The 18,586-nt window shown below is 64.5% G+C and carries 16 protein-coding genes and 1 other RNA gene; 8 read left to right on the top strand and 9 right to left on the bottom strand.

The window, feature by feature from the left end; genetic code table 11:
* Positions 1–19 precede the first annotated feature (19 nt).
* From gpmI to KG088_RS07135, 3 genes are all read left to right on the top strand, one after another.
* Positions 20–1,594: a 2,3-bisphosphoglycerate-independent phosphoglycerate mutase gene (gene gpmI, locus KG088_RS07145; protein WP_213824809.1), complete on the top strand. Its 1,575-nt coding sequence runs from the start codon at positions 20–22 to the stop codon at positions 1,592–1,594.
* Positions 1,594–2,787, top strand: coding sequence for a murein hydrolase activator EnvC family protein (locus tag KG088_RS07140; protein WP_213824808.1), 1,194 nt, complete (start codon positions 1,594–1,596; stop codon positions 2,785–2,787). The genes gpmI and KG088_RS07140 overlap by 1 nt, the downstream gene beginning before the upstream one ends.
* Before the next feature lie 68 nt (positions 2,788–2,855).
* Positions 2,856–4,214, top strand: a complete 1,359-nt coding sequence (locus tag KG088_RS07135; RefSeq protein WP_250148117.1) for a S41 family peptidase — start codon at positions 2,856–2,858, stop codon at positions 4,212–4,214.
* A 2-nt stretch (positions 4,215–4,216) separates the two neighbouring features.
* On the opposite strand, the gene KG088_RS07130 is transcribed toward KG088_RS07135, so the two are convergent.
* The 4 genes from KG088_RS07130 to KG088_RS07115 all read right to left on the bottom strand — a co-directional run bounded on the left by KG088_RS07130 (position 4,217) and on the right by KG088_RS07115 (position 8,773).
* Entirely contained in the window at positions 4,217–5,461 is a 1,245-nt protein-coding gene (locus tag KG088_RS07130; protein WP_213824807.1) for a UbiH/UbiF/VisC/COQ6 family ubiquinone biosynthesis hydroxylase, read from the bottom strand.
* Between the two features lie 83 nt (positions 5,462–5,544).
* Positions 5,545–6,756, bottom strand: a complete 1,212-nt coding sequence (gene ubiH, locus KG088_RS07125; protein ID WP_213824806.1) for a 2-octaprenyl-6-methoxyphenyl hydroxylase — start codon at positions 6,754–6,756, stop codon at positions 5,545–5,547.
* Positions 6,757–6,820: 64 nt separating this feature from the next.
* Positions 6,821–8,158 (bottom strand): Xaa-Pro aminopeptidase, encoded by a 1,338-nt coding sequence (gene pepP / locus KG088_RS07120; protein WP_213824805.1) that lies wholly within the window; start codon positions 8,156–8,158, stop codon positions 6,821–6,823.
* A gap of 36 nt (positions 8,159–8,194) precedes the next feature.
* Positions 8,195–8,773: a UPF0149 family protein gene (locus KG088_RS07115; protein WP_213824913.1), complete on the bottom strand. Its 579-nt coding sequence runs from the start codon at positions 8,771–8,773 to the stop codon at positions 8,195–8,197.
* 191 nt (positions 8,774–8,964) lie between these two features.
* Here KG088_RS07115 and KG088_RS07110 point away from each other — a divergent pair, with 191 nt between their 5' ends.
* The 3 genes from KG088_RS07110 to KG088_RS07100 all read left to right on the top strand — a co-directional run bounded on the left by KG088_RS07110 (position 8,965) and on the right by KG088_RS07100 (position 10,160).
* Complete coding sequence (locus KG088_RS07110; RefSeq protein WP_213824804.1) at positions 8,965–9,264, top strand: cell division protein ZapA; 300 nt, start codon at positions 8,965–8,967, stop codon at positions 9,262–9,264.
* Positions 9,265–9,313: 49 nt separating this feature from the next.
* A non-coding RNA gene (gene ssrS, locus KG088_RS07105) (6S RNA) lies at positions 9,314–9,498 on the top strand.
* An 8-nt stretch (positions 9,499–9,506) separates the two neighbouring features.
* The gene (locus tag KG088_RS07100; protein WP_213824803.1) at positions 9,507–10,160 is read left to right on the top strand and encodes a 5-formyltetrahydrofolate cyclo-ligase; all 654 of its coding nucleotides are present in this window, start codon (positions 9,507–9,509) and stop codon (positions 10,158–10,160) included.
* Between the two features lie 350 nt (positions 10,161–10,510).
* Here KG088_RS07100 and ilvA read toward each other — a convergent pair whose 3' ends face one another.
* Complete coding sequence (gene ilvA, locus KG088_RS07095) at positions 10,511–12,025, bottom strand: threonine ammonia-lyase, biosynthetic (RefSeq protein WP_213824802.1); 1,515 nt, start codon at positions 12,023–12,025, stop codon at positions 10,511–10,513.
* 175 nt (positions 12,026–12,200) lie between these two features.
* On the opposite strand from ilvA, the gene rpiA reads away from it, so the two are divergent.
* Entirely contained in the window at positions 12,201–12,875 is a 675-nt protein-coding gene (gene rpiA / locus KG088_RS07090) for a ribose-5-phosphate isomerase RpiA (RefSeq protein ID WP_213824801.1), read from the top strand.
* A 31-nt stretch (positions 12,876–12,906) separates the two neighbouring features.
* On the opposite strand, the gene waaA is transcribed toward rpiA, so the two are convergent.
* The 3 genes from waaA to KG088_RS07075 are packed head-to-tail and all read right to left on the bottom strand — an operon-like array spanning position 12,907 to position 16,746.
* Positions 12,907–14,226, bottom strand: coding sequence for a lipid IV(A) 3-deoxy-D-manno-octulosonic acid transferase (waaA, locus tag KG088_RS07085; protein ID WP_213824800.1), 1,320 nt, complete (start codon positions 14,224–14,226; stop codon positions 12,907–12,909).
* Positions 14,226–15,656 (bottom strand): bifunctional D-glycero-beta-D-manno-heptose-7-phosphate kinase/D-glycero-beta-D-manno-heptose 1-phosphate adenylyltransferase HldE, encoded by a 1,431-nt coding sequence (gene hldE / locus KG088_RS07080; protein ID WP_213824799.1) that lies wholly within the window; start codon positions 15,654–15,656, stop codon positions 14,226–14,228. Before hldE ends, waaA begins: the two co-directional genes overlap by 1 nt.
* Positions 15,646–16,746 (bottom strand): glycosyltransferase family 9 protein, encoded by a 1,101-nt coding sequence (locus KG088_RS07075; RefSeq protein ID WP_213824798.1) that lies wholly within the window; start codon positions 16,744–16,746, stop codon positions 15,646–15,648. The genes hldE and KG088_RS07075 overlap by 11 nt, the downstream gene beginning before the upstream one ends.
* On the opposite strand from KG088_RS07075, the gene KG088_RS07070 reads away from it, so the two are divergent.
* Complete coding sequence (locus tag KG088_RS07070; RefSeq protein ID WP_213824797.1) at positions 16,745–17,458, top strand: 3-deoxy-D-manno-octulosonic acid kinase; 714 nt, start codon at positions 16,745–16,747, stop codon at positions 17,456–17,458. The genes KG088_RS07075 and KG088_RS07070 overlap by 2 nt on opposite strands.
* On the opposite strand, the gene KG088_RS07065 is transcribed toward KG088_RS07070, so the two are convergent.
* Complete coding sequence (locus KG088_RS07065; protein ID WP_250148116.1) at positions 17,455–18,576, bottom strand: glycosyltransferase family 4 protein; 1,122 nt, start codon at positions 18,574–18,576, stop codon at positions 17,455–17,457. The genes KG088_RS07070 and KG088_RS07065 overlap by 4 nt on opposite strands.
* Between the last annotated feature and the right edge of the window lie 10 nt (positions 18,577–18,586).

The following is an 18,586-nucleotide window of genomic DNA, read 5'->3' as shown; positions in this document are numbered from 1 at the left end:
CCACCACGAGGCACCTCCCATGACCGATTCCGCGACCTCAGCGCCACGTCCCGTCGCCCTGATTATTCTTGACGGCTACGGCCACAACCCGGATGCCGAGAACAATGCCGTGCTGGCCGCCCGCACGCCGGTCATGGACCGGCTTTGGCAGTCGCACCCGCACAGCCTGATCCATACCGATGGCCACCACGTCGGTCTGCCGGACGGCCAGATGGGCAACTCGGAAGTCGGCCACATGAACCTGGGCGCCGGACGCATCGTCTACCAGGACTTCACCCGCATCACCAAGGCCATCGAAGATGGTGAACTGGATACCATCGACGTCCTGACGCGGCCCATCGATGCCGCCGTGGCCGCGGGCAAGGCAGTGCATCTGCTTGGCCTGCTGTCGCCGGGTGGCGTGCACAGCCATGAAGATCACGTTCTGGCCATGGCCGAACTAGCCTCTCGCCGCGGTGCCCAGCACATCTTCGTGCACGCTTTTCTGGACGGGCGCGACATGCCGCCCAGAAGCGCCATGAGGTCGCTGGAACGCACCAATGCACACTTGGCCGAACTGGTGGGTGCCGAGAACGGTTTTGTGGCCTCGATCATCGGCCGTTACTTCGCCATGGACCGCGACAATCGTTGGGATCGCGTCGAGAAGGCCTATCGCCTGGTCACCGAGGGTGTGGGCGAGTTCGAGGCGTCCAGTGCGGAAATCGGGCTGCAAAATGCCTACGCCCGCAACGAGAACGACGAGTTCGTCACCGCTACCAGTCTGCGCCCCAACGGCGCCCCGGTCACGATGGAGGACGGCGATGCCGCCATCTTCATGAACTTCCGTGCCGATCGCGCCCGCGAGTTGACCCGCGCCTTGGTGGATGAGGATTTCGAGGGCTTCGAACGCCGGGTGCGCCCGACGCTTGCCGCTGACGGCCTGGTGACGCTGACCCAGTACGCGGACAACATCTCCGCCCCCGCCGCCTTTCCGCCGACGGCGCTGCACAACACCTTGGGTGAGGTCATGGAGCAGCGCGGCCTGACCCAGCTGCGCATCGCCGAGACCGAGAAGTATCCTCATGTAACCTTCTTCTTTTCCGGTGGCCGCGAGGACGAGTACGTCGGCGAGACGCGCATCCTGGTGCCGTCGCCGCGTGACGTGAAGACCTACGATGAGAAGCCGGAGATGAGTGCCGTCGAAGTCACCGACAGGCTGGTCGAAGCCATCGACTCGGGCACTTTCGACCTGATCGTCTGCAACTACGCCAATGGCGATATGGTCGGGCACACCGGCGACTTCGACGCCGCGGTCAAGGCCATCGAGACCGTCGATGCCTGTCTCGGCCGGGCCGTGGAAGCCCTGCAGCGCGCCGGTGGCGCCTGTCTGGTCACCGCCGACCACGGCAACGCTGAACAGATGGTCAATCCCGAGACCGGCGCGGCGCAGACGGCCCACACCACCTTCGAGGTGCCCCTGGTCTATGTTGGCACCCGTGAGGCATCGCTTCGCGACGATGGCCGCCTGTGCGACCTGGCACCGACGCTGCTGGCGATGATGCGCCAGCCCGTCCCCGAGGACATGACCGGCCGGGTGCTGATCGACGTCTCTTGATGCCGCGAGCCGATGACCAAGGGAGAGCGAAGCGTATCAACAGGCTTGCCGTGCTGCTGCTTGGTATCGGCCTGGGCTTTGCCATGCTAGCTCAGCCCACGCTAGCCCAGACGGGCTCGCCGCCCGACGAGGCGGCAGCCCGGCAGCGACTCGACGCCATCGGTGAGGATATCCAGGCGCTGAACCAGCGCCTCTCGTCCACCCAGTTGGCTCGCGATGAGGCCAGCGAGGCGCTGCGCGACGTGGAGACTTCACTGGCCGAGACCCACCGGCGCCTGGACGCCCTGCAGGCCGAGCGTCGCCAGCTCACCGTCGAGATCGAGACTCTTCAGGCCAGGCGCGACGACCTCCAGGCCGAACGCGCCGAGCAGGTTGAGGCGCTTGAAGGCCAACTGAAGGCGCTCTATCGCCTCGGTCCGACTCCGCAGCTCAAGCTGCTACTGAACCAGGACGACCCCGCCCGGCTAGACCGCCTGCAGCGCTACCTCAACGCCTTGGCCGAGGCCCGTCACCGGCGCCTCGACCAGCTGAACCAGTTGGATGCCGCGCTGACTGACAATCGTCGCAACCTCCAGACCCAAGGCGAGCGTCTCGATGCCCTGGCCGCCGAGCTGGCTAAGCGCAGTGCCGAGCTGGCCGAGCGCATGGCGGAGCGCAAAACGCTGCTGGCTGCGCTCGAAGGCCGCTATGTCTCCGAGCAGGCACGCCTCGAGGACCTCAACCAGGACCGCGCCCATGCCGAGCGGGTGCTGCGCCAGGTACAGGAGGAGCTGGCACGCCTGGAGCGGCCTCCGCCCTCCACCGCCATCGAGCGGACCCGCGGCAAGCTGCCCTGGCCAGTCCAGGGTTCGCTGGCATCGCGCTTCCAGAACGGTGAGGGGGTGCATCGCAATGGCATGCTGATCCTGGCCGCGGAAGGCACACCGGTCACGGCGGTGCATGCCGGCCGGGTGGTCTTCAGCGACTGGATGCGCGGCTTCGGCAACCTTTTGATCATCGACCATGGTGATCAGGTGATGACCTTACATGCTCATCTGCAGCATTTCGTCGTGCAGGTCGGCCAAGCAGTTTCTCGCGGCGACACACTCGGCGGTGTCGGCGTCAGCGGCGGCCAGGATCGTCCCGGCTTGTACTTCGAGGTCCGCCGCGATGGCGACCCCATTGACCCGCAATCCTGGGTCGCCAGCCGCTAGCGCTATTCCCTTGTCGCCCGGGGGCGGGCTATGCTGGGCAACCTTGTTGCTGGAACTGCGGAGTTTGCATGTATTCACGTCCCGCCGGTCCTACCCTTGCGCGACTGCGCCCGAAGCGACGACGTCCGACGCGACGCCTGTTGACGACGCTGAGCGCTGTTGCTCTGCTGTCCCTGCCGTTAGCTGCCCTAGCCCAGCAAGACAGGGCCCAGCAGAATGGGGGTCAGCAGGGCGAGGCTCGACCGGATGAGCTTCCCGTGGAAGACATCCAGACCTTCGCCGAGGTGTTCGAGCGCATCAAGCGCGCCTATGTCGAGGAGGTCGATGACAGCACCCTGCTGCGCAACGCCATGCGCGGCATGCTCAGCGAGCTCGATCCGCATTCCGCCTTTCTCGACAAGGAGGAGTTCGAGAGCCTGCGCGAGTCGACCCAGGGCGAATTCGGCGGCGTGGGCATCGAGGTCGGCTTGCAGGATGGCCAGCTCACGGTGATCACGCCCATCGACGACACCCCAGCGTCGCGGGCCGGTCTGCAAGCCCAGGATGCGATCCTGCGTATCGACGATACGCCTACCGACCGGCTGTCCCTGCAGGAAGCCGTCAACCTGATGCGCGGTGAGCCAGGCAGCGAGATCCGGCTGACCATCCTCAGCCAGGGCGCCGACGCGCCGCGCGATGTCACGCTGACCCGCGAGATCATTCGCACCGAGAGCGTCAAGAGTGAACTGCTGGAATCCGGCTTCGGCTACCTGCGGGTCAGTCAGTTCCAGAACCGCACCGGCGAGCAAGTCGGAGATGCCATCACTGACATGCAGCGCGATGGGCCGCTCGATGGTCTGGTACTGGACCTGCGCAACAATCCCGGGGGCGTACTGCAGGCGGCGGTGGACGTCGCCGACGCCTTCCTCGATGAAGGCCTGATCGTCTACACCGAGGGACGCCTGAACGACTCGGGTATGCGCTTCTCGGCCAACCGCGCCACCGTCGCTGCCGATGTCCCGCTGGTAATATTGATCAATGGCGGCAGCGCCTCAGCGGCGGAAATCGTCGCCGGCGCCCTGCAGGACCAGCGCCGCGGCGTGGTGATGGGTACCAGCAGCTTCGGCAAGGGGTCGGTTCAGCAGGTCATGCCGCTAGGCAATGACGAAGGCCTCAAGCTAACCACGGCGCTGTACTTCACTCCCAACGGCCGTTCGATCCAGGCCCAGGGCATCGAGCCCGACGTGGAAGTGGTGCGCGGACGGATCGAAGTCGCCGAATCCAGCCGCCTGGAAGTGCGCGAAGCAGACCTGCAGGGCCATCTCGAGAACCGCAACGGCCCCCGCCGGCGCAGCGAGATGAGTGAGCGCCTGCGTGAGGATTATCAGCTCGGCGAAGCACTTAATCTACTCAAGGCGCTGAATGTGCTCAGCCAGCGCGATCGCTGAACTCAGCGGCACGAGGCTGGCAGCCTGCCGCGATGGCCGATCGCCTGCTGCATCAGCAGGCGCTTGAGTGGCACCAGGTGATCGACGCCGGACAGGCCGAGATTGCGTGCCAGGCTGATCGCCGGATGGCGCGCGCCGAACAGCAGTCGGAAAGCGTCCATCAGTGCCAGCATGGCGGCGTTGTCACCGCGCCGACGGCGCGCATACTGCGCGAGCACGCGCGCATCACCTAACGGGACACCTCGGCGGCGGGCCCGGCACAGTTCTTCCGCCAGCACAGCAGCATCCATCAAGCCAAGATTCACCCCCTGGCCGGCCAGGGGGTGGATGCTGTGCGCGGCATCGCCCACCAACGCCAGCCCCGGCATCGAGTAACACTCGGCGTGACGCTGGGTCAGGGGCACCGTGACGGCGCGGTCGATCACCTCCACCTCCCCCAGCCGATATTCCAGGGCGGCGCCCATCTCGGCCCCGAGCGCCTCGAGCATCAGGGCCGCCAGGCGTTCGGCGTCCTGCGGCGAGGTCGACCAGACGATCGAGCAGTGATGCTGGGCATCATCGACGAGCAGCGGCAGGAAGGCGAGCGGCCCGGTCGGCAAGAATACCTGACGCGCCACTTCGCCATGGGGGCGCTGTGTGCGGACCGTGGTCACCAGCGCCGAATGGCCGGTCTCGCGGCTCTGCACATCGATACCCGCCAGGTCACGTAACGGTGAACGAGCGCCATCGGCGGCGATCACCAGCGGTGCGGCCAATCGGTCGCCATTCTCGAGACGCACGACTCGCTTATCGTCACCCCCTTCCAGCGCCGTGACCCTGGCGTCGAAGCGCGGGTGGACCGAGGGCAGGCCGGCGAGGCGCGCCTCGAGGCCAGCGAGGATCACGTCATTTTCGACGATATGCCCCAGCACCGAAACCCTGGCCTGATCGGCGGAGAAGTTCACCTCTCCGCTGCCCTCGCCGTCCCATACCTGCATGAACCGATAGGGGCTGGCACGTCGGGCTTGTATCCAGGGCCAGGCGCCGATGCCCTCCAGCAGCCGTTGCGACACTGGGGTCAGTGCACTGACACGTTGACCTGGATTGCCCTTACCGACTGTCTCGGCGGCGAGAGGAGCGCTTCGCGCATCCAGCAGCGCCACCTCGATACCTGCCTCGCCCAGCAGGCAGGCCAGACAGGCGCCCACCATGCCGCCGCCGACAATGACCACAGCGAAGGTGTCTGGATTCTGAGCGGGGTGCTGCATCTCGTGCTACCTCATGGTGTCAAAGGTCCGTTGCCGGCATTGCCCTAATGGGCAACCTCAATCGACATGTTATGGCCCTAGCACTAGCGTTCCAGCCCCATGGCCCGCCTGGCCAGGGTGCGTCTCATCGGCCCCACCAGGTTGAGCCCCACCAGCCCCGCCGCGCGGGCATGGGAGAGCATCGGGCTATCGATGCCGAACAATCGTATCAAGCCATCGCTGAAGCGGATCACATTGTGCCGATCGGCGCTGCGCCGAGCATCGAAGTCGTTCAGCACCGCCAGGCTACCCACGTCCTCGCCCTGCGACAGCCCCGAGTCGAGCGCGGCGACGAGATCCATGACCCCGCGCAGGGCCAGGTTGAATCCCTGCCCGGCCACCGGGTGCAAGGAATGCGCGGCATTGCCCAGCACGGCAAGCCCGGGGCGTATCGTTTCCCGCGCGGTGATCAGAGACAAGGGATAGGCATGGCGCTTGCCGATCCGACGAAAGCGCCCTGCCCGATCACCGAAGGCTTGCTGTAATTCGTCGAGCAGGTCGCCATCGGTCAGCGACAGGCGGCGCCTCTCGCGGCCGGCCTCGTGGGTCCAGACCAGTTCCATCGCCTGGCCCTGCAGCGGTAGCAGCGCAATCGGTCCTTCCGGCGTGAATCGCTCCCATGCCGTGCTGTGATTGAGCTCACTGGTTTCAACGCTGGCGATGATCGCCACCTGGTCGTACGGTTTCTCACGGCTATCGATGCCGAGGCGCTCCTTGAGGCCCGATCGCCCTCCGTCGGCCAGCACCGTCAACCCGGCCTGCAAGTGCTCACCGGTGGAGAGCCCTAGCCGGTAACCCCTCGCCGCAGGAGTAATTTCCTCAACCGCGGCGGGGCAATGCCAGTCCAGGGGCAGCGTCTTCAAGCGGCGGTGCAATACCCGTCCCATCCAGGCATTGGGAATCACGTACCCCAGCGCGTCGACGCCCAGGTCCTCGTGACGCAATCGCGTGGCACCGAAACGCCCCTGCTCGCTGACGTGGATCTGTCGAATCGGTGTCGCCTGGTCGCGCATGTCCGGCCATACGCCCATTCTGGCAAAGTGGATCGCCGACCCTTGGGCGATGGCGCTGGCCCGGGCATCGAAGCTGGGTTGCCAGGGCGCCTCAACCCGCTGATTCAAGGACGCGGGTTCGATGACCGCCACCGTCAATTCCAGTCGCTCGATCAGGGGTGCCAAGGCGCAGCCCAGGCTGGCCCCTACCAGCCCGCCGCCAATAATGGCGATATCTACTTGCGTTTCAGCCGTCACGTGCATCACGGCTCCCGATAATTTCATAATGTACATTACGTAAAGGCATGATAGGCCCTTTACCCATTGGTCATTTCTTGATCATTAATGCCTCAATCTCAGCCACCTGCTTGGGGACCGAAGCGGTGAGAATGTCATGTCCTGCCTCGGTCACCGCGACGTCGTCCTCGATGCGAATGCCGATCCCACGAAAGGCCTCGGGAATATCTTCGTCAGCGGGGATGTAGAGACCGGGCTCAACCGTGAGGACCATGCCAGGGCGAAGCGGCAACGGGGCACCATCACAACGGTAGGGCCCGACGTCATGCACATCGAGCCCTAGCCAATGCGATGTCGAATGCAGATAGAAGCGCCGGTAGCTGTCGTCGTCAATGCGCGCCTGCACCTCCCCCTTGAGCAGCCCCAGGCTGATGAGTCCTTCGGTGAGACCGCGCACGACGGCGTCATGAATCTCGAGCAGCGTCACCCCGGGGCGTACGGCGTCCACGGCCTGTATCTGCACACTCAGCACCACGTCATAGAGTGCACGCTGCGCTGCGCTGAAACGGCCGTTGACCGGGAAGGTGCGGGTGATGTCGCCGGCATAGAGATCAAACTCGGCCCCGGCATCGATCAATACCAGCTCGCCGTCGCGGAGGACATCGCGGTTCTCGATGTAGTGCAGCACACAGGCATTGCGACCGCCGCCGACAATACTGGCGTAGGCGGGGCCACTACCGCCCCGCCAACGGAACTCGTGCTCTAGCTCTGCCTGCAACTGGTACTCGGCAAGGCCCGGTCGAGAGACATGCATGGCACGCCGATGCGCCTGCGCTGAAATCAACGCGGCATGGCGCATCAAGGCGAGTTCCGACTCGCTCTTGATCTGGCGACGTTCGTGGAGGTGGGGAGCCAGGTCGGCGAAGACCTCGGGAGCCCGAGCACCGCGTCGTGCCCGAGCGGCGAGGCGCTGGCGCATGTCTTCGGCCAGCGCCAGCGCCTCGCCGTCCGCCAGCGGGAGGTAAAGCGTGGTACGCCCGTCGAGCAGCGCCTCGAGACGCTCTTCACGCTCGGCGTTCTCGAAGGCCTGGTCGAGTCCATGTTCGCGAACGGCCCCGTCGGCACCCAGACGAATGCCGGTCCAGGCCTCCAGCGCCGGGTCACGGTCCTGACAGAACAGCACGCTCGCCCCTTCCTCGCGGCCTGGCAACAGGACCAGCAGGGCGTCCGGCTCGGGAAAGCCGGTCAGGTAGTGCAGATCACTGTCCTGACGAAAGGTAAACTCGCTGTCGCGCGAGCGTGTCATCAGCGACGCCCCGGGCAGCAGCACTGCAGTATCGGTGGGCAGCGAAGCCATCAGGGCCTCACGGCGCTGGCAGTATTCCGCATTGCTGATAGGGGCGGGGCGGGGCAGACTCTCGGGCAGCATCGCGGCTCCTCGATGGCGAAGGATGAAGAGAAGTTCTCAGTGCTGGGTCGGGGCGTCGGTCTGCTCGACCTGGGGCATGCCGGGATGCTGCTCGGTATAGAGCAACATGGCGGCCATACGAGCATGCTCGGCCAACGCGAACAGGTCGTTCTCGTTCTCGGGGCTGTCGTCGATATCGGTGTCCATTGCGGCCACTCCCTCCAGGTCTGCCAGGGCCTCGCGCAAGGCGCTCGACCAGGCATCGCGGGGCGTGTCTCCAGCGTCGCTGACGACCTCAAGAAAGCCAAGTGTCCACTCCTTGAGACCCTGTGCCCGCTCGCCGAGTGTGAAAAGCTCGTCCGGCCACAGCGGCTCGAAATCGAGCTCGACCGCGGCGAGCGCGTCAAGCGTCTGTCGGCGCCAGGCCAGGAACCGCTCGGCGGCTTGTTCGTCGCGTGGTTGCTCCACACCCAGCGTCAGGCAGACTTCCTGCAACCAAGCCTCAACGGAAATATCGTGCAACGCCAGTGCGGCGCACAGCCTGCCATCGAGAAAGGCCGGGGACTGCATGCTGCCGTGCAGCAGGAACAGATCGGCGATGGTGGAAAAGTCGAGGCGTTCATTGATCAATGACATGGAAAAATCCGTGATGAGGCCACACATGTTGAGAGCCATGGTGGTATCCTCCGGCGGCAACGCGCGCCGTTGACCGGCCGAGAAAGGCTCTCTTATAGTGGCGTTTGAATCGCTTACACCCATTGATGTTAACGCATCGGGACGCCGGGACGCGCGGCAATCGCCCCGACCGGACCGAACCGGAGCCAGTCATGAACGACGCCACGCGGCCGACCACCGAAATCACCTTGCTCGGGCACAGCTACGTCATCGCCTGCTCTCCCGACGAGCAGGACAAGCTTGAGCGCTCGGCTCGCTACCTGGACCGTGCCATGCAGGGCATTCACGCCCGCGGCAAGGTACTGGGGTCCGAACGAATCGCCATCATGGCAGCGCTTAATATCACCAATGAACTCCTCGAGGCACTGGAAACACAGCGCAGCGACGAGCAGCAGCTGAGCCAGCTCAGCAAGCGACTCGACCAGGCACTGGTGGACACACCGCAACGCTGACCGCGCATTCATTGCTTTGGACCCCACTCCCGCTCTGTTAGGATGAAGGGGTTCCCTGGGGTGTTTGCCAGTCGTTATCGTCCCTCGAGCCTATGCGCAATACCCAGGGGGCCAAATGCTAGCCGGACCCGTGTGCACGTCCGTGCGTCGGAAAGCCTGACGGTTCGGCTGCGGCCACCCACCTTGAACCAATGGGTTCAAGGGCCAGAACGACAGCGGCACTCTGGGGAACCTTATCCGACATGCCTACCATGAAGGAAATCGCCGCTCCCCTGTCTCACGACAGACCTCGTCATGACCTGCGCCGCGAACTGCGTCGCCGGCGTCGTGCGCTGACCCTCGAGCAACGCCGTGAGGCCACCGAACGACTCTGCCGGAATCTTCGTCAGCTGCCGGAAATCCGACGCGCCCGTCGTGTCGCCCTTTACCTGCCCAACGATGGCGAGATCGACCCGACCCCATTGATAACCTGGTTCCGGCGGCGCCACGCTCGAGTCTACCTGCCGGTGCTGCGACCGCTATCCCTCAATGCCCTGTGGTTCGTCCATTATCATGCCGACACACCGATGGTGACCAATCGCTTCGGTATTGCCGAGCCAATGACACGTCACGGCGCACATCGTGCGAGGCGTCTTCCCGCCTGGGCGCTGGACCTGATCCTGTTGCCGCTAGTGGGGTTCGACGATCACGGGCAGCGTATCGGCATGGGTGGCGGCTTCTACGATCGCACGCTGGCGTTTACCCGCCGACCAGGACCTCGCCCCCGATTATTCGGCCTGGCCCACGATTGCCAGCGGGTAGAACGCCTGCCAATCGCACCCTGGGACGTCCCTCTGGATGCCATCGTCAGCGACAAACGCGTGATACGCCCTACCAAAAAGGCCGACGGCCGATGATGTACATCGGCCGTCGGTTGCGTATCGGGACGCTCGTCGAGGGGCTCGGGTTGCCTCGAGGGTCAGCTACCCACCAACGCCTGGGCGTAGCCGGTCGCCACCACGCCGATGCCAAACAGCAACACCAGAGTCATGACCAGATCGGGCTTGCGCTTCATTGTCGACTCCATGGAGACATGACCGCGGTGGTCGGTGTAATGCCTGAAAGTTGACGGGGCCATCATTGGTATGGCACCCGATCCGTAGGGAACTATAGGGCCAACACCGATCATGTGACAACCGTCACTCATTAAGTATTACATTTTTAAACAATACTGAATGCGACGGCTTGCCGGTAAGCCACTGCTCACTCACGCCATGAACAGTCGGTAGGCGGCATTATCGCTTTCCTTCCAGTAGCGATAGCCGATCTCATCGAAATATTCCTCGACGTGTAAGCGATCACCGTTGGGCACCTGCATCCCCACCAGCACGCGGCCATAAGCCGCGCCGTGATTACGATAGTGAAACAGGGAAATGTTCCAGTCCTGCGGCAGGTGAGTGAGAAAGTTCATCAGCGCGCCGGGCCGCTCGGGAAACTCGAAGCGATACACCTCTTCCTCGAAATGCTCCTTCGGCCGACCGCCGCCCAGATGGCGAATATGCAGCTTCGCCAGCTCGTTGTCGGTCAAGTCCTCCACCGGATAGCCCGCATCCCGCAGCTTGTCGATCACTCCCTGGCGGTCTTCCCCCCCCGGCTTGACCTGCACGCCGACGAAGATATGTGCCTTCTCCGGATCCGCATAGCGATAATTGAATTCGGTGACCATGCGCTTGCCGATGGTCTTGCAGAACTTCTTGAAGCTACCGGGCTTCTCGGGAATGGTGACGGCGAGGATTGCCTCCCGCTGTTCGCCAAGCTCGGTACGCTCGGCAATATGCTGCAGGCGGTCGAAATTGGTATTGGCGCCTGAGTTGATGCAGACCAGTGTCTCGCCTTCGACGCCGGTCTGCTGGACGTATTTCTTGAGGCCGGCCAGAGAAAGGGCTCCAGAAGTCTCGGCGACCGCCCGGGTGTCCTCGAAGATATCCTTTACCGCCGCACACATCTCGTCGGTGGTGACGGTGATGACGTCGTCGATCAGGTCGCGCATGATCGCGAAAGGCGCCTCACCAACCTGTGCCACGGCGACGCCCTCGGCGAAGACACCCACCTGATCCAGCACCACCCGGTCGCCTGCCGCCAGTGCCGCCTTGAGGCAGGCGCTATCCTCGGCTTCCACGCCGATCACCTTGATTTCCGGGCGCAGGTACTTGATATAGGCGGCCATGCCGGCGATCAGGCCGCCGCCGCCCACCGGAATGAAGACGGCATGGATGTGACCGCTCTGCTGACGCAGGATCTCCACGGCGATGGTGCCCTGGCCGGCGATCACATCGATATCATCGAACGGTGGCACATACGTATAGCCGTGCTCCTTGATGAGTTCCTGAGCATGCGCCGCCGCCTCGGCAAAGGCATCGCCCTTGAGCACCACTCTGGCACCGCGGGCCCGCACGGCCTGGACCTTGATCTCGGGGGTGATCCGCGGCATCACAATCACCGCCTTGACGCCCATCAGCTTGGCCGCCATGGCGAGCCCCTGGGCATGGTTGCCTGCCGAGGCGGCGATCACGCCCTTGGCCTTCTGTTCCTCGCTGAGCTGCGCCATCTTGTTGTAGGCGCCGCGAATCTTGAAGGAGTAGACCGGCTGGAGGTCTTCACGCTTGATCAGAATCTGGTTGTTGAAGCGTCGCGAGAGGAAGGGTGCCGGCGATATCGGCGTTTCCACGGCAGCCTCGTAGACCCGGGCCTGGAGAATCTTCTTGACGGTAGCTTCTAGCATCCTGATGTCCCAGAGGAATGGCGCGAAAGACGAACTGCGGTGCTGCAGTGCAGAGAACCCCTATTGGTAGCATTACCGTTGCCATGGCGTCCAGCACCCGTCATCGGCAGCGACGCTCTGCTGACTTATAATGGCACGCCAACGATCGCCCCCATTCTTCGCCGGAGCCAGACGCATGACCCAGGATGCAATGAAAGACGCCGTAGCCGCCGCGGCCATTGATGAGATCCGTCCCCTGCTGGATAGAAACTACGTGCTCGGTATCGGTACCGGTTCCACCGCCGATCGTTTCATCGACCGCCTGGCACCCCTGCGCCACGATTTCCAGGGTGCGGTGGCCAGCTCCGAGGCCAGCTCCGAGCGTCTGCGCCGCCACGGCATCGAGATATTCGAGCTTAACAGCATCGGCACCGTCCCGGTTTATATCGATGGTGCAGACGAAGTGAATGCTCACTTGCAGATGATCAAGGGCGGGGGTGCAGCCCTCACGCGCGAGAAGGTCGTCGCCGCCTGCGCCGAGCGCTTCGTGTGCATCGCCGATGACTCGAAGAAGGTCGAACGCCTCGGTGACTTCCCCCTGCCCGTAGAGGTGATCCCGATGGCGCGCTCCTATGTGGCTCGTGAGCTGGTCAAGCTCGGCGCCGAGCCGGTCTACCGCCAGGGCGTGGTCACCGACAACGGCAACCAGATCATCGACTGCTACGAGTTCATGATCGATGAGCCGGTGGCCATGGAAGCGCGGATCAACGCCATCGTCGGCGTGGTCACCAACGGCCTCTTCGCTGCCCGCGGCGCCGACGTGCTGTTGCTCGGCACGCGCGACGGCGTGCAGCGTCTATTGCCTGTCTGACGGTTACCCGCTTGAAAGCGCCGAAGCTGGTTCAGGCGGGCGGCAGCAACCGCGCCAGGCCCACCAGAGTGCGGTCGAGCGCCCCGCGATTGGCGGTGACCACGCTGCGCCCGGCCGCTGCCAGGCGACGGCGTTCGCCAGCATCGGCGAAGAGTCGCCGCAGGACATTGACGAGTTCATCGACATCGGCCACTTCCACCAGCGCCCTCGCCTCGCGCATGACCTCGGCGATGTCGGCAAAGTTGTCCAGCGCTGGACCACTGAGCACCGGCACACCCAACGCCGCGGGCTCCAGCAGGTTATGGCCGCCGATTGGCACCAGGCTGCCGCCGACGAAGGCCAGATCGGCAGCCCCATAGAGCGACAGTAGCTCGCCCATGGTATCGCCCAGGTAGACTGCCGTGTCGGCCGCGGGCCACTCGTCTCTAGAGCGTCTTGCCAGGCTCATGCCCTTCTGGGCGCAGAGCGCGGCAACGGCATCGAAGCGTCGCGGATGACGCGGCACCAGTATCAGCAGCGCATCGGGACATGTCTCGATCAACCGGCCATGGGCGGCCAGCAGCTGCTCGTCCTCGCCTTCGTGGGTCGAACCGGCTACCCAGATGGACCGATTTCCCAACCGAGTGCGCAAGTGCTCACTTACCTGCTGATCCGCGTCATTGATCGACAACGCGAACTTCAACGACCCCACGACATCGATCCTGTCGGGTGCCATACCCAACCCCTGGAAGCGCTCGGCATCGTCACGGGACTTGGCCGCCAGCCAGTCCACCTGGCCTAGGGCCTCGTGCATCAAGGGCGCCAGACGACGATAACCGCGATAGGCCCCCGGCGAGAGGCGTCCGTTGACCACCGCCACTGGCACGCCCGAACGGACGCAGGCGGCCAGCAGGTTGGGCCAGAGTTCAGTTTCGAAGAAAAGCGCAAGCGCCGGGTGCAAGCGAGACACGAAGCGCCTCGCCGAAGCGGGGAAATCCAACGGAATGAAGTGATGACTTACTTCGCCCAAGACGCCCTGTTCACGCAATCCATTCGCCAGGGCCCTCACCCGTTCAGCACCGGTAGCGGTCATGGTGGTGATGACGAGACGATAGCTCGGATAGAGCACGAGCAAGGCCTTGATCAACGGCCGGGCCGCCTGCACCTCGCCCACCGAGGCACAGTGCAACCAGATGACACGCTGCCCCTCGGCGGTCGGCGCAATATAGCCCAGCCGCTCCCGGCGCGGGCTTGCTGAGAGGTGCTCACGCCAGACTCGCCAAACGATCAGCGGCGCGAGCAGCCAGAGCGCGACCCCGTAGAGCGAGCGGGCCCAGGGGCTGCGCTTGCGGGTAACTGGCGGACGGGACATCAGCGCTCGCGGTCGAGAATGGTGGAGATCATCGCCGTGGTGGAAACGCCATCCTCGAAGCCGAGCACCTGCACCTCGCCTCCCGCCCTGCGCACGGCCTCGCCGCCAGCGATCTCTTCGGGGCGATAATCGCCGCCCTTGACCAGTACGTCCGGCAACACCGCCTCGATCAGACGCTCGGGCGTGTCCTCGGCGAAGGGTACGACCCAGTCCACCGCGCCGAGCCCAGCCAGTACCTGCATGCGCCGCATCAGCGGGTTGATCGGGCGGCGGGGCCCCTTGAGGCGGGCGATGGAGGCGTCGTCGTTGACCGCCACGATCAAGCGGTCGCCGAGCTGGCGGGCGTGCTCCAGGTAGGCCACATGGCCGGCATGCAGGATGTCGAAGCAGCCGTTGGTCATGACGACGCGCTCGCCGCGCGCCTGCGCGGCCTGCACGGCCTCGATGAGCGGCGCCTCCTCGATAAGACCGAACTCGGCCAGCTTGTCACCGTGCAGGGCGGTATAAAGTTCGGCAATGGAAAGCGTTGCGGTGCCGGGCTTGGCCACGACCAGACCGGCTGCCAGATTGGCCAGGGTCATCGCCTCGGGGAAGCCATGACCTGCTGCCAGCGCCAGCCCGAGCACACCGATCACGGTGTCGCCGGCACCGGTGACATCGAAGACTTCGCGGGCGCGTGTCGGCAAATGCAGCGGCTCATGCCCTGAGCGGATCAGCGTCATGCCCTTCTCGCTGCGGGTGATCAGCAGCGCCTCGAGATCAAGCTCGGCACGCAGCGCCTCACCCTTGGCGGCGAGTTCAGCATCGTCGCGGCAAGGCCCCATCACCGTCTCGAATTCGGTCAGGTTGGGCGTGATCACGCTCGCCCCGCGGTAGTGGCGAAAATCGCTGCCCTTGGGGTCTACCAGTACGCGCTTGCCGCTGCGACGGACCAAGTGAATCAGGTCCTCGACCCGGTTGAGGGTGCCCTTGCCGTAGTCGGAAAGAATCACCAGATCGCAGTCGGACAACGCGTGTTCGACCCGCGCCAACAGTCCTGTGGTATCGACGTCGCCGAGTCCTTCCTCGAAGTCCAGGCGGATCAGTTGCTGGTTGCGACTCATCACTCGCAGCTTGGTGATAGTGGGAACGCCGGGGCTACGCTCGAAGTGAGTGCTCACTCCGGCGCTTTGGAGACGACTGTCGAGGCGCGTGGCGTTGTCGTCATCGCCGACCAGACCGGCCAGCGCCGCATGAGCCCCAAGCGAGGCGATGTTGAGGGCCACGTTGGCGGCACCGCCCGGGCGATCCTCGCACTCGTTGACACTGACTACCGGGACCGGCGCTTCCGGCGAGATACGCGAGGTGCCGCCGTGCCAATAGCGATCGAGCATCACGTCACCCACCACCAGCAGGCGCGTGTGTTCCAGGGCTGTGAGATCAAGCTTCATCGGCGCGGGTCTCCGTGTCCTGTGGGGCTGGCGGTTGCGCGAGCAGGGCGTCGAGGCGTTCGATCACCTCTTCGGTTCGAATCAGCGACATGGCGTCGGGATGGCGAACCCGCTGACCCCAGTTCAGCTCCTCGGGCTCCTTGTGCATGTAGGTACGCACGGCTTCGGGGTAGCGATCAACTGCGAAGGTTCGCCAGAGATAGGGACCCGTCCGGTCGACGTTCGAGGTGGCGTAAAGGCCCAGCACCGGCGTGCCGAGTGCATTCGCCATGTGCACGGGCCCGGTATCGGGTGCCACCAGCAGACGCGCGCGCTGTATCAACGCCAGCAGCCCCTTGAGCGACGTGCCACCAATGGCATCGATCACCGTATCAGGACGGCACAGGGACTGAATGCGCTCGCCAAGTTCGCGCTCCTGGGTGCTGCTGCCCCCCGTCAGCAGCGTCTTGAGGCCATGGTGCACCCAGGCATGCTCGATCACCGACGCATAGCCCTCGGCGGACCAGTTACGAAAATTGCGCAGTCGCATGCTGCTGCACGGATTGATCACCAGGTAGGGGGCCTCACCGCTCAACGCTCTGGCTTCATCGAAGGCCACAGCCGGTATCGGCAGCTGCCATTCCAGCGACAGGTCCTCGACCCCGAGCAGGCGCGCGAAGTCCAGGAAGGACTCCAGCACATGCGCTCGGGGATGAGGGTCGAGGTGGTGATGGGTGAACCAATGCTGGGCGTCCTTGGCCCGTGCCTTGTCGTAGCCGACCCGGAAGTCCGCCTTGAGACCCAGCGACAGCAGACTTGCCCGCAACGACTGCTGCATGTGCAGGAGCACATCGAAGCGAGTGTCGGCCAGCTCACGACACAGGGCGCGCATGCCGGCCACCCCCGTACTCTTGTTATAGACGACGAACTCGACCCCGGAAAGACCGGCCAGTAGACTGTGCTCGCTCTTGCCGATGATCCAGGTAATGCGCGCCTCGGGCCACTGGCGCTGCAGTGCACGAACCGTCGGCACCAGGTTACACACATCACCCAGGGCGGAGAGTCGCAGCACACCGATGTGCCGGGGTCGAGCAGGCAGAGGATGCTTCATGCACTTGGCAACATGTCGAACGGGTAGATCGTTCATTCTATATGAAGCAAGCGCTTTATGTGACGCTCTCACGACACCCCCTACCGATCCCAGATTCTTCGACCCCGACCATTGGCGACACAGCGGCCAAGTCATCGGCGAGGCCCCGGGACGCGGCGCCAGCCTGTTTCTTAATGTTGGCAAGGCACAGTGGGTACTGCGCCCTTATCGCCGTGGTGGCCTGATTGCCCGGCTCAGCGAGCGCCGCTACCTATGGACCGGCCTAGAGCGTACCCGTGCCTTTCGTGAAATGCGCCTGACCGCCGAATTGTACGAGCGCGGCCTGCCCGTGCCACGCCCGCTGGCCGCCGGCGTCACCCTCCATGGCCCTACCTATGAGGCTGCGCTGATCACCATCAGAATCGCCGGCGCCCGAGCCTTGGCCGAACTTTTGCTAAGCGGTGAGGCCGACGCGGTCTTGCTCGAACGCGTCGGTGCCACCGTACGCCGCTTCCATGACGCTGGCCTCGATCATGTCGACCTCAACGCCCGGAATCTGCTCGTCGACCCGCAGGGCAAGGTCTGGCTGATCGATCTGGATCGCTGCCGACAACGTCAGCCGGGCAAGTGGCGGGAGGCCAATCTCGAGCGTTTGCAACGCTCGCTCGGCAAATTCGACGCCGCCGAGTCGATGCCCGCCATTCGGCAGGGGTATAGCGGCGCTCGAGGCTAGCCTTGGTAAGCCCGGCGCAGTGCCTCTACGTGAGCCGTTAGTGTGAAGTGTTGCTCAATCCGCTGCTGGGCAGCAGCACCGAGTCTCTCGCGAAGTGCTGCATCGGTGGCAAGCTCGGCCATGGCCGTTGCCCAGGCGTCGGCATCACCCGGCGGTGCCAGGCGTCCCGTATCGGCATCGATCAGCTCGGGAATGGCCCCGCTGGCGGCGCCGATGACCGGCTTGGCGGCAGCCATGGCCTCGATCACGGTGAGCCCGAAGGCCTCGTTACGCGACGGCACACAGACAATATCCAGCGCCTCGAACAATCGCGGCAAGTCTTTCCGAAAGCCGGTGAAGGTGATCCTGGTGTCCAGCCCCGATGACGACACGCGTTCACGCAGACACGCTACATAGTCTTCGTTGCTACCCTCGTCGGCATGCAGACCCCCGATCAGCACCCCTTGCCAGGCCAGGTCGGGCGCCTTCTCGTGAAGCGCTTTCAAGGCTTCGATCCACTCAGCTTGTCCCTTGCCGGCGGTCAACCGTCCCGGCAGGCCGATAGCCACCGCGCCGGGAGGGATGTTCAAGGCATCGCGCAGTGCCTGGCGCGCCGGCGCAACCAGGCAAGGGGCATAGGGCGTCGGATCGATACCGAGGTAGAGCCGCTGTATGCGTTCGGCCGGTAGCGGAAACGCTACGAGGTTGCGCTGCCGGGTCGCTTCGCTGATCGAAAAGAGCGTGGTCACGCGACCGTAGGCCCAACGATGGTAAAGATCCTTCTTGGGCCGTGTGACGCCCATGTGATCGGTAAAGAAGAGCTTCAGCCCCGGCATGAGGGTCACCAGCAAGGCCCCCAACCGCAAGTCACTGGATTTGTGGCAGTGCAACACGTCGATATCCTGACCCCGAAGGTAGCCGAGCAGCTTCGGTACGGCGAGCAGGGCACGCGCCTTCGATGCCACGGTCACCGGCGTCACGCCCGCTTCGGCAAGGCTCGCGGCGACGCGCGACCCGGCCAGGGCCAGGCCGTGAACCTCGCCCCCCTGACGCCTCAGCTCGGGTATAATCCGCGCAGGATACATTTCCAGTCCGCCCCAGCCAGAGGAGAGGCAAATGTGCATGACCTTGTGGGACAAGGTTGGCTCC

Source organism: Halomonas jincaotanensis (genome assembly GCF_018448785.1).
Taxonomy (GTDB): Bacteria; Pseudomonadota; Gammaproteobacteria; order Pseudomonadales; family Halomonadaceae; genus Halomonas; species Halomonas jincaotanensis.
This window is presented reverse-complemented; position numbering and strand designations above follow the sequence as displayed.

Excerpts from the sequence above, each read along its gene's own strand:
- rpiA (WP_213824801.1), top strand. The coding sequence starts at position 12,201 with ATGACCCAGGATGCAATGAAAGACGCCGTAGCCGCCGCGGCCATTGAT.
- ilvA (WP_213824802.1), bottom strand. The coding sequence starts at position 12,025 with ATGCTAGAAGCTACCGTCAAGAAGATTCTCCAGGCCCGGGTCTACGAG.
- pepP (WP_213824805.1), bottom strand. The coding sequence starts at position 8,158 with ATGCTGCCCGAGAGTCTGCCCCGCCCCGCCCCTATCAGCAATGCGGAA.
- ubiH (WP_213824806.1), bottom strand. The coding sequence starts at position 6,756 with ATGCACGTGACGGCTGAAACGCAAGTAGATATCGCCATTATTGGCGGC.
- KG088_RS07075 (WP_213824798.1), bottom strand. The coding sequence starts at position 16,746 with ATGAAGCATCCTCTGCCTGCTCGACCCCGGCACATCGGTGTGCTGCGA.
- KG088_RS07135 (WP_250148117.1), top strand. The coding sequence starts at position 2,856 with ATGTATTCACGTCCCGCCGGTCCTACCCTTGCGCGACTGCGCCCGAAG.
- hldE (WP_213824799.1), bottom strand. The coding sequence starts at position 15,656 with ATGAAGCTTGATCTCACAGCCCTGGAACACACGCGCCTGCTGGTGGTG.
- waaA (WP_213824800.1), bottom strand. The coding sequence starts at position 14,226 with ATGTCCCGTCCGCCAGTTACCCGCAAGCGCAGCCCCTGGGCCCGCTCG.
- KG088_RS07070 (WP_213824797.1), top strand. The coding sequence starts at position 16,745 with ATGCACTTGGCAACATGTCGAACGGGTAGATCGTTCATTCTATATGAA.
- KG088_RS07140 (WP_213824808.1), top strand. The coding sequence starts at position 1,594 with ATGCCGCGAGCCGATGACCAAGGGAGAGCGAAGCGTATCAACAGGCTT.
- KG088_RS07130 (WP_213824807.1), bottom strand. The coding sequence starts at position 5,461 with ATGCAGCACCCCGCTCAGAATCCAGACACCTTCGCTGTGGTCATTGTC.
- KG088_RS07100 (WP_213824803.1), top strand. The coding sequence starts at position 9,507 with ATGCCTACCATGAAGGAAATCGCCGCTCCCCTGTCTCACGACAGACCT.
- KG088_RS07110 (WP_213824804.1), top strand. The coding sequence starts at position 8,965 with ATGAACGACGCCACGCGGCCGACCACCGAAATCACCTTGCTCGGGCAC.
- KG088_RS07115 (WP_213824913.1), bottom strand. The coding sequence starts at position 8,773 with ATGTCATTGATCAATGAACGCCTCGACTTTTCCACCATCGCCGATCTG.
- gpmI (WP_213824809.1), top strand. The coding sequence starts at position 20 with ATGACCGATTCCGCGACCTCAGCGCCACGTCCCGTCGCCCTGATTATT.